Below are 9,089 nucleotides of genomic sequence, written 5' to 3' on the forward strand. Positions count from 1 at the left end.
AGGGGCGGCCGGGACCGACGGGGGTGATTCCGGCCGCCTCTTCCTGTTGCGCCCGTTCCTGACACGTCGCTACCGGAACACGTCCCTCCCCTGATCGGATACAGTCCGCGCGTGTCCGAAACTCAGCACCCAACTGCCAATTCCGCGCCGGACTCCCACTGTTCGAGCTGCGGCGCGCCCTTTGGAGAGGGCGTCTCCGGCTGGCCCCGCACCTGCCCGTCCTGCGGAACCGTCGCCTACCGCAACCCGCTGCCGGTCGCGATCGCGCTCCAGCCCGTGTACGACACCAAGGGAACGGCCCTCGTCGTCATCACCCGCACCGTCGCCCCCGCGCGCGGGGGCACGGCGCTGCCCGGCGGCTACGTCGACGACCGCGAGGACTGGAAGCAGGCCGTCGTACGCGAACTCAAGGAAGAGACCGGCATCGACGCAGCCGCCCGCGACGTGCGGCTCGTGGACGCCATGAGTTCACCCGACGGGCACCTGCTGCTGTTCGGACTGCTGCCGGAACGCCCCGCCGACGGACTGCCGCCCTCCGGACCCACGGACGAGACCGAGGGCTGGCAGCTGCTGCGCAGGCCCGAGGAGCTCGCCTTCCCGCTGCACACGGTGGCCGTCAGGGCGTGGTTCGAGGGCCGCTACGTGTGAGCCCGGCCGTTCAGCCGAGCCCCCGCAGACGCACCGGGTAGGGAGGTGCGGTCACGCCGTCCTCCCGGTCCCGGGTGACCACCACCCGGCCTCCCTGCCGGCGGGCGACGTAGCGCTCGATCTCCGGTTCGTCCCAGCCGTCGCCCGGGTCCGGCACCACCAGCCCGGACCCGGTGCGTCCCCGCGCGGGTGCCCACACCTCCAGCTCCAGCCCGCCGTCGGCGCCACGCACGGGCAGTACCGCCCCCGCGCGCGCGAGCACCGGTATCCGGGACAGCGGTGCCTCCACCGTGACCTGCCCCGGGCCCTCGTAGACCTCCTCCGTCACCGTGTCGTACCAGCGGCCCCGCGGCAGCTGCACCGCACGCCGGTCGGCACCCGGTTCCAGCACCGGGGCCACCAGGAGGCCGTCGCCCAGCAGAAACGTGTCCTCGCAGTCGCGCAGGGCCCGGTCCTCCGGCGCCCCCCACCACAACGGCCGGACATAGGGCGCGCCCGTCCGCCGGGCCAGATGCGCGAGCGTCACGAAGTACGGCAGCAGCCTCCGGCGCTCCAGCAGCGCCACGCGCGCGTGCTCCAGCACCTCGGTGCCGAACTCCCACGGCTCCCTGCGCCCGGCCCGCAGGCTCGCGTGGGTACGGAACAGCGGCAGATAGGCGCCCAGCTGGAACCAGCGCAGATACAGCTCCGGCGACGGACTGCCGTCGAAACCGCCCACGTCCGGACCCGAGTACGGCACCCCGCACAGGCCCAGGCCCAGCACCAGCGACAGCGACGCCCGCAGCCCCGGCCAGCCCGTCGCCACGTCCCCCGACCACGTGCCGCCGTACCGCTGCAGCCCCGCCCACCCCGAGCGGGAGAACAGGAAGGGCCGCTCCCCGGGCACCAGCTCCCGCAGCCCCTCGTAGGCGGCCTGGGCCATGCACAGCGCGTACACGTTGTGCGCTTCCCGGTGGTCACCGCCGCGCCCCTCGAGAGCGTGCCGTGCCGAACGCGGCAGGGTCGGCTCACCGAAGGCGCTGAACGACGTCGGTTCGTTCAGGTCGTGCCAGAACCCCGCGAAGCCCTGCTCCAGTCGCTCCTCGTACAGCCCGCCCCACCACGCACGCACGCGCGCGTGCGTGAAGTCCGGGAACACCGACTCACCGGCCCACGCGACACCCCGCACCGGGCGGCCCTGCGCGTCCCGCACGAACGCGTCCGCGGCCGAACCGCTCTCGTACACGGTGTTGCCCGGCTCCGCCGGCACCGCCGGATCGACGATCGACACCAGCCGGACACCGTCCCGGCGCAGCTCCTCCGCCAGCACCGGCAGCTTCGGGAAACGCTCCTGGTCGACCGTGAACACCCGGTGCTCGTCGTAGTGGTCGATGTCGAGGTGCACGGCGTCCAGCGGCAGCCCGCGCTCCAGGTAGCCCGCGACGATCCGGCGCACCTCCTGCTCGCTGCCGAAACCCCAGCGCGCGTGGTGATGGCCCAGCGCCCACGCGGGCGGCAGCGCGGGCGCCCCGGTCAGCGCGGCCCACGTGTGCAGCACGCGCGCGGGAGTCCCCACCACCACCCAGCAGCGCAGCGGACCACCGTCCATCCGCACCTCGCAGTGGCCCGCCCGGTCGTGCCCGGACCCGGCGCCCTCCTCGCCCTCCCGCAGGACCACCGTGCCGTCCCAGGTGGTGTCGTGGAACACCAGATGCGTGCCGGCGTCCGCCACCACCAGCTGCACCGGCATCGTCAGATACAGCGGATCGTCACCGGGCCCGAACGCACGGCCGGGATCGGTGTTCCACAGCCGGTACCTGCCGTTCCGCAGCCGGGGCCCGGACGAGCGTCCGCCCAGGCCGAAGAACCGGGCGTCCGCCGCCACCTCCGACCGCTGCATCCACCGGCCCGCGCCCCCGTCGACCGGCTCCCACCAGCGCGGCGGCAGGTACCGCCGCAGCGTCACCCCGCCCGGCGTGCACACCTGGACCGCGCCGTGCCGCGACACGACGACCGTCATCCGCTCGGCCACGACCCGCCAGCCGCCGTCCTTGTCCGGTTCCAGAACCGCCCGCGGATCCGGCTCGGGACCGCTTCCCGCCAGCGCGTACGACGGCTGCGGACCCGCTCCGTCCCACCCCCAGAAGACCGCGCCGTTCGCCGCCACGACGATCCGCAGCTCCGAGCGGCCGAAGCGGATCAGACCACCGCCCGGACCCGGCTCCACCCCCTGCACCTGCCCCGGCACCCGGGCCCGCTCGGGCCCCCGCCGCGGCAGCCCGGCGGCGTCGAGACGCCTCCTGCGCCACGAGGCCCGCACGGTACGCAACCCCAGAGACGCCCTCCCCGAACCGACCACACTCACCGAACGCACCAGGTCACGACCGTCCATGCTGCTCACCCTGCCACTGAGCGCCCCACGCGCGCGTGTCGTTCAACTGCCGTTCACCCGTGCCCGGGCCACATCTTCATGACAAGGACTATGTGGGGCGCACCCTGGTGTAGAAGTCGATCACATGGCATCGTCCCTGTCAGCCGCGTCACGCGCACACCCCAGCCCGTGCGCGGACCGACGCACACGACGCGCACAGCCCGGGAGCCGCTTCAATGTCGACCGCGAACCCCCAGCCGCTCTGGCAGCCCGATCCCCAGCGGATCGCCGAGGCCCGCATCACCCGGTTCCAGGCATGGGCCGCCGAACAGCACGGCGCCCCGGCCGAGGGCGGGTACCCGGCCCTGCACCAGTGGTCCATCGACGAGCTGGACACCTTCTGGAAAGCCGTCACGGAGTGGTTCGACGTACGGTTCTCGACCCCCTACGCGCGCGTGCTCGGCGACCGCAACATGCCCGGCGCCGAGTGGTTCCCCGGAGCCACCCTCAACTACGCCGAACACGCCCTGCGGGCCGCGGCCGACCGAGCGGACGAACCCGCCCTCCTGTACGTGGACGAGACGCACGAACCGCGGCCGGTGACCTGGTCCGAGCTGCGCCGCCAGGTCGGCTCCCTCGCCGCCGGACTCCGCGCCCTCGGTGTGCGCCCCGGCGACCGCGTCAGCGGCTACCTCCCCAACATCCCCCAGGCCGTCGTCGCCCTCCTGGCCACGGCCGCCGTGGGAGCCGTCTGGACCTCCTGCGCCCCCGACTTCGGCGCCCGCAGCGTCCTCGACCGCTTCCAGCAGGTCGAACCCGTCGTCCTGTTCACCGTCGACGGCTACCGCTACGGCGGCAAGCAGCACGACCGCCGCGAGATCGTCGCCGAGCTGCGCCGCGAACTGCCCACCCTGCGCGCCGTCGTCCACATCCCCCTGCTGGGCACCGAGGCACCCGAGGGCGCCGTGGAGTGGTCGGCGCTGACGGCGGGGGACACCGAGCCGGTCTTCGAACCGGTACCGTTCGACCACCCGCTGTGGGTGCTGTACTCCTCCGGCACGACCGGCCTGCCCAAGGCCATCGTCCAGTCCCAGGGCGGCATCCTGGTCGAGCACCTCAAGCAGCTCGGCCTGCACTGCGACCTCGGCCCCAAGGACCGTTTCTTCTGGTACACCTCGACCGGCTGGATGATGTGGAACTTCCTCGTCTCCGGCCTGCTCACGGGTACCACGATCGTCCTCTACGACGGCAGCCCCGGCTACCCGGACACCGGAGCCCAGTGGCGGATCGCCGAACGCACCGGAGCCACCCTCTACGGCACCTCCGCCGCCTACGTGATGGCCTGCCGCAAGGCCGGCGTCCACCCGGCCCGCGACCACGACCTGTCCCGGGTGAAGTGCGTCGCCACCACCGGCTCCCCGCTGCCGCCCGACGGCTTCCGCTGGCTGCACGACGAGTTCGCCGAGAGCGGGGCCGACCTGTGGATCGCCTCCGTCAGCGGCGGCACGGACGTCTGCTCCTGCTTCGCCGGCGCCGTACCCACCCTCCCGGTCCACACCGGCGAACTCCAGGCCCCCGGCCTCGGCACCGACCTGCAGTCCTGGGACCCGAGCGGCAAGCCCCTCGTCGACGAGGTCGGCGAGCTGGTCGTCACCCAGCCCATGCCCTCCATGCCGATCCACTTCTGGAACGACCCCGACGGCAGCCGCTACCACGACAGCTACTTCGACACCTACCCCGGAGTCTGGCGCCACGGCGACTGGATCACCGTCACCTCCCGCGGGAGCGTGATCATCCACGGCCGCTCCGACTCCACCCTCAACCGGCAGGGCGTGCGCATGGGCTCGGCCGACATCTACGAGGTCGTCGAGCGCCTGCCCGAGATCAGGGAATCCCTCGTCATCGGCGTCGAACAGCCCGACGGCGGCTACTGGATGCCGCTGTTCGTGCACCTCGCACCGGGTGCCGTCCTGGACGAGGCACTCCTCGACCGGGTCAAGCGGGCCATCCGGGAACAGCTCTCACCGCGCCATGTCCCCGACGAGATCATCGAGGTGCCCGGCATCCCGCACACCCTCACCGGCAAACGCATCGAGGTCCCCGTCAAGCGCCTGCTCCAGGGCACCCCGCTGGACAAGGCGGTCAACCCCGGCTCCATCGACAACCTCGCCCTGCTCGGCTTCTACGAGGAACTCGCCCGCAAACGCGCCTGATGCGAACGGAGCATCACCCTCCGCATTCGCTCTCCCAGCAGCGTCACCACCCACGTCACCTGCGCAAATACCCTCGCAGCAAGGATGCCGACCACCGGCGGCACTGCCATTGTCAGTGCCGCCGATTACGGTGAGTGAGCACTGATCGACTGCGCATTGGGGGAAATCATGGCGCACACCGACCACCAGACCCTGCGACGCGTCCTGCGCCGCGAGATCGCCGGCACCATCGGCGTACTCACCGACGACCACGACTTCAGCGCCATGCGGCGCTACCGAAGCTTCACCTTCGACGACCACGCCACCTACCTCCGGCAACTGGAGGCCGTACTCAGGGCCCGCGCCGCACAGGGCACCCACACCACACTCGCCCTGTTCGACCCCGAGGACTACGCCGCATACTGCGCGGACACCGGCCTCGACCCGGAAGCCCCGGCCAGCCGGACCCGGTACACCGCGGAACTCGCGGCCACCGGCCCCACCATCCCCTACGACGGCCGCCCGCTCGCCGACCTCCTGCCCGCGCTCGTAGACGAAGCCGTCCGCCAGGCCACCTGGGAGTACGCCACCACTCTCCTGACCCGCCTCGGCCCCTGCCCCACCTGCGGCGAGGACATCGGCAGGGCGGCCTTCACCCGCGCCTCCGAGCTCCTGGTCCGCATCCTCGACACCGCGCCACCCGGCGACCGGCACCTCGTCTGCACCGTCTCCGGCCCACCGGACACCCTGGTCTCGGTCCTGCACGCCGACCAGGACCCCCACGGCGCGACCCGCCTGGACGAGGCCGAGGCCCTGGAATTCACCAGCGTCCTCGCCCTGGGCCTCGCGACGCGCAGCCCCGGCGGACTCGTCATGCGCACCAGCGCCACCGGCACGGCCGACCGCGTCTACGGCTGGCGACTGCGCGGCGGCGCCCTGGAACCACTGACGGCATCCGAGGTCTTCGACGCCTACTGCACGGACGTCGAGTCCGGCGACCCCATCCCTCCGGAGTCCGGCGTCGACTACCGCGAACCCCCGACCCTCGGAGAGGAGAGCACGGCACCGGACCACCGCCACTGAGCGGCGGCACCGCGACAGGAAAACAGCAGGGGCGTCCCGCCCGAAGGCAGGACGCCCCTGGCCCCGGCACCCCGCAGGCGCCGGTACGGCCTACTCCCCGGACAGCACCGCCTGCGCCGCGCTGCGCGCCTCCTCGGCGCTGTCCGCCGCACGCGCCGCGGCCGCGGCCCGCTCGCACTGCGCCAGCGTGTACTTCGCCAGCGTCGCGCGGACGTACGGAATCGACGCCGAACCCATGGAGAGGGAGGTGGCACCCAGACCGGTCAGCACACAGGCCAGCAGCGGATCGGACGCGGCCTCACCGCACACGCCGCAGCTCTTGCCCTCGGCCTTGGCCGCCTCGGCGGACAGCGCCACCAGGTCGAGCAGCGCCGGCTGCCACGGGTCCTGCAGGCGCGAGACCGCACCCACCTGCCGGTCCGCCGCGAACGTGTACTGCGCGAGGTCGTTGGTCCCCAGTGACAGGAACTCCACCTCCTGCAGGATCGACCGCGCCCGCAGCGCGGCCGACGGGATCTCCACCATCGCGCCGAACTTGGCCCGCAGTCCCGCCTCACGGCAGGCGTCCGCGAAGGCCTTCGCGTCCCTGCGGTCCGCCACCATCGGCGCCATGACCTCGAGGTAGACGGGCAGACCCTCGGCCGCCTTCGCCAGCGCCGTCAGCTGGGTGCGCAGAACCTCGGGGTGGTCGAGCAGCGTCCGCAGCCCCCGCACGCCCAGCGCCGGGTTCGGCTCGTCCGCCGGCGTCAGGAAGTCCAGCGGCTTGTCCGCGCCCGCGTCCAGCACACGCACGACCACACGGCCCTCGGGGAACGCCTCCAGCACCTGCCGGTAGGCCTCCACCTGCTTCTCCTCGGAAGGAGCGTTCTTGCTGTCGTCCAGGAACAGGAACTCGGTACGGAACAGACCGACGCCCTCGGCCCCGGCCTCCACGGCCGCCGGCACATCCGCGGGCCCGCCCACGTTGGCCAGCAACGGCACCTTGTGCCCGTCCGCGGTCGCACCCGGACCCGTCGAAGAGGCCAGCGCGGCCTTGCGCTCGGCGGCCGCGGCCTCCAGCTCGGCCTTCTTCTCCTCGCTCGGGTTCACGAAGACATCACCGGTGCTGCCGTCGACAGCGATCACCGTGCCCTCGGCCAGCTCACCGGCACCCGGCAGAGCCACCACGGCCGGCACCCCCAGCGCCCGGGCCAGGATGGCGCTGTGACTGGTCGGACCACCCTCCTCGGTCACGAAACCGAGCACCAGGGACGGGTCGAGCAGAGCCGTGTCGGCCGGAGCCAGATCCCGGGCCACCAGCACGTAGGGCTGGTCGCTGTCCGGGACACCCGGCATCGGAACGCCCAGCAGCCGGGCGACGATACGGTTCCGCACGTCATCGAGGTCGGCCACGCGCCCGGCGAGGTACTCCCCGGCACCGGCCAGCAGTTCCCGGTACGCCGCGAAGGCGTCGTACACGGCACGCTCGGCAGTGCTGCCGACGGCGATCCGCCGGTCCACGTCCGCCATCAGCTCGGGGTCCTGGGCCATCATGGCCTGCGCCTCGAGCACCGCCTGGGCCTCGCCACCGGCCAGGTTGCCGCGCGCCATCAGGTCGGCGGCCACCGCATCCACAGCCTGGCGGGCGCGCCCCTGTTCCCGCTCCGCGTCCTCGGCGGGAATCTGCTTCGCCGGCGGCTCCAGCACCGCCGTGCCCATGTGCCGAACCTCGCCGATCGCCACGCCATGGCTCACGCCGACGCCTCGCAGCGTTGTCTCCATCTCACCCGTCTCCGAATAGTGCGGCGGGTCCCGCCGCCGCGATGGTTGTGCTGTTCGCCGCCCTGCGACGGCCCTGCTGTCAGTTCCAGGAGAAGAGGCTGTCGCCGGCCTTCACATCACCGCTGTCACGGAGATCGGAGAGGGACTCGGCCGTGGCTTCCAGCGCGACGATCGGGCACACCGGGGACTTGCCGGCGGCCTCGACGGCGGCGGGATCCCAGCGCACGACTGCCTGGCCCCGGGTAACGGTGTCGCCCTTGTTGACGAGCAGCTCGAAACCCTCGCCGTTGAGCTGAACGGTGTCGATACCGAGGTGGGTGAGCACCCCGTGACCACTGTCGTCCACCACGACGAACGCGTGCGGATGCAAGGAGACGATGACGCCGCCCACGGGCGCCACGGCCTGGGAGGGCTCACGCACGGGGTCGATGGCGGTGCCCGGGCCGACCATGGCCCCGGAGAAGACCGGATCCGGCACAGCGGCCAGCCCGATGGCACGCCCGGCAATAGGGGACGTCACGGTGGTCATGGGAAGCCTCCCAAGGAGTGGAGCTGTTCACGGGCCGTCACTGGCTGTCCCGGACGGCGCACTGAGCAGCAGCGTATGTCATGTGAAGTGGCGGTTCCGGATGGAAGCTATCAGGTAGTGGTCTAGACCACCAGCCCGACGGATTTGCACCGCCTTCACGGCTCCGTGTACAGTCGTACTCCTGCCGGGACGGCGAGGTGTGCGAAAGCGCCCTTGCTCTGGCAGCACCCAAACTCGTCAGATCCTATCTCTGGATCTCCTTCTGCATGCTCGCAGGGGGGTGGTCAGGGAGACGGAAAAACCCTGATAGAGTTTGAAACATCGAAGGGAAGCGCCCGGAGGAAAGCCCGAGAGGGTGAGTACAAAGGAAGCGACCGTTCCTTGAGAACTCAACAGCGTGCCAAAAGTCAACGCCAGATATGTTGATACCCCGTCCGTCGGAGCAATCCGATGGTCGAGGTTCCTTTGAAAAACACAGCGAGGACGCTGTGAACGGTCGGGTTATTCCTCCGACCGTTCCGCTCTC

General features: G+C 71.7%; 6 protein-coding genes. 3 read left to right on the top strand and 3 right to left on the bottom strand.

Annotated elements, in window-relative coordinates:
* Positions 1-111: 111 nt before the first annotated feature.
* A complete protein-coding gene (locus IEZ20_RS35395) occupies positions 112-648 on the top strand; it encodes an NUDIX domain-containing protein (protein ID WP_189306433.1) in 537 nt (178 codons plus the stop codon).
* Between the two features lie 10 nt (positions 649-658).
* Here the strand turns inward: IEZ20_RS35395 and IEZ20_RS35400 are convergent, their stop codons facing one another.
* The gene (locus IEZ20_RS35400; RefSeq protein ID WP_189306436.1) at positions 659-3,019 is read right to left on the bottom strand and encodes a glycoside hydrolase family 31 protein; all 2,361 of its coding nucleotides are present in this window, start codon (positions 3,017-3,019) and stop codon (positions 659-661) included.
* A gap of 215 nt (positions 3,020-3,234) precedes the next feature.
* Between IEZ20_RS35400 and IEZ20_RS35405 the strand changes: the two genes are divergently transcribed.
* Together IEZ20_RS35405 and IEZ20_RS35410 are read left to right on the top strand one after the other, a co-directional pair.
* A complete protein-coding gene (locus IEZ20_RS35405) occupies positions 3,235-5,211 on the top strand; it encodes an acetoacetate--CoA ligase (RefSeq protein WP_189306438.1) in 1,977 nt (658 codons plus the stop codon).
* Positions 5,212-5,379: 168 nt separating this feature from the next.
* The gene (locus tag IEZ20_RS35410) at positions 5,380-6,273 is read left to right on the top strand and encodes a DUF8829 domain-containing protein (protein WP_189306440.1); all 894 of its coding nucleotides are present in this window, start codon (positions 5,380-5,382) and stop codon (positions 6,271-6,273) included.
* 90 nt (positions 6,274-6,363) lie between these two features.
* Here IEZ20_RS35410 and ptsP read toward each other — a convergent pair whose 3' ends face one another.
* Positions 6,364-8,034: a phosphoenolpyruvate--protein phosphotransferase gene (gene ptsP, locus IEZ20_RS35415; RefSeq protein ID WP_189306442.1), complete on the bottom strand. Its 1,671-nt coding sequence runs from the start codon at positions 8,032-8,034 to the stop codon at positions 6,364-6,366.
* Between the two features lie 79 nt (positions 8,035-8,113).
* Positions 8,114-8,563: a PTS sugar transporter subunit IIA gene (locus IEZ20_RS35420; protein WP_189306444.1), complete on the bottom strand. Its 450-nt coding sequence runs from the start codon at positions 8,561-8,563 to the stop codon at positions 8,114-8,116.
* Positions 8,564-9,089 lie beyond the last annotated feature (526 nt).

The sequence above is a fragment of the Streptomyces cinerochromogenes genome, from assembly GCF_014648635.1.
Lineage (GTDB): Bacteria > Actinomycetota > Actinomycetes > Streptomycetales > Streptomycetaceae > Streptomyces > Streptomyces cinerochromogenes.

Coding starts and splice junctions, on each gene's coding strand:
- IEZ20_RS35400 (WP_189306436.1), bottom strand. CDS start 3,019: ATGGACGGTCGTGACCTGGTGCGTTCGGTGAGTGTGGTCGGTTCGGGG.
- IEZ20_RS35405 (WP_189306438.1), top strand. CDS start 3,235: ATGTCGACCGCGAACCCCCAGCCGCTCTGGCAGCCCGATCCCCAGCGG.
- IEZ20_RS35410 (WP_189306440.1), top strand. CDS start 5,380: ATGGCGCACACCGACCACCAGACCCTGCGACGCGTCCTGCGCCGCGAG.
- ptsP (WP_189306442.1), bottom strand. CDS start 8,034: ATGGAGACAACGCTGCGAGGCGTCGGCGTGAGCCATGGCGTGGCGATC.
- IEZ20_RS35420 (WP_189306444.1), bottom strand. CDS start 8,563: ATGACCACCGTGACGTCCCCTATTGCCGGGCGTGCCATCGGGCTGGCC.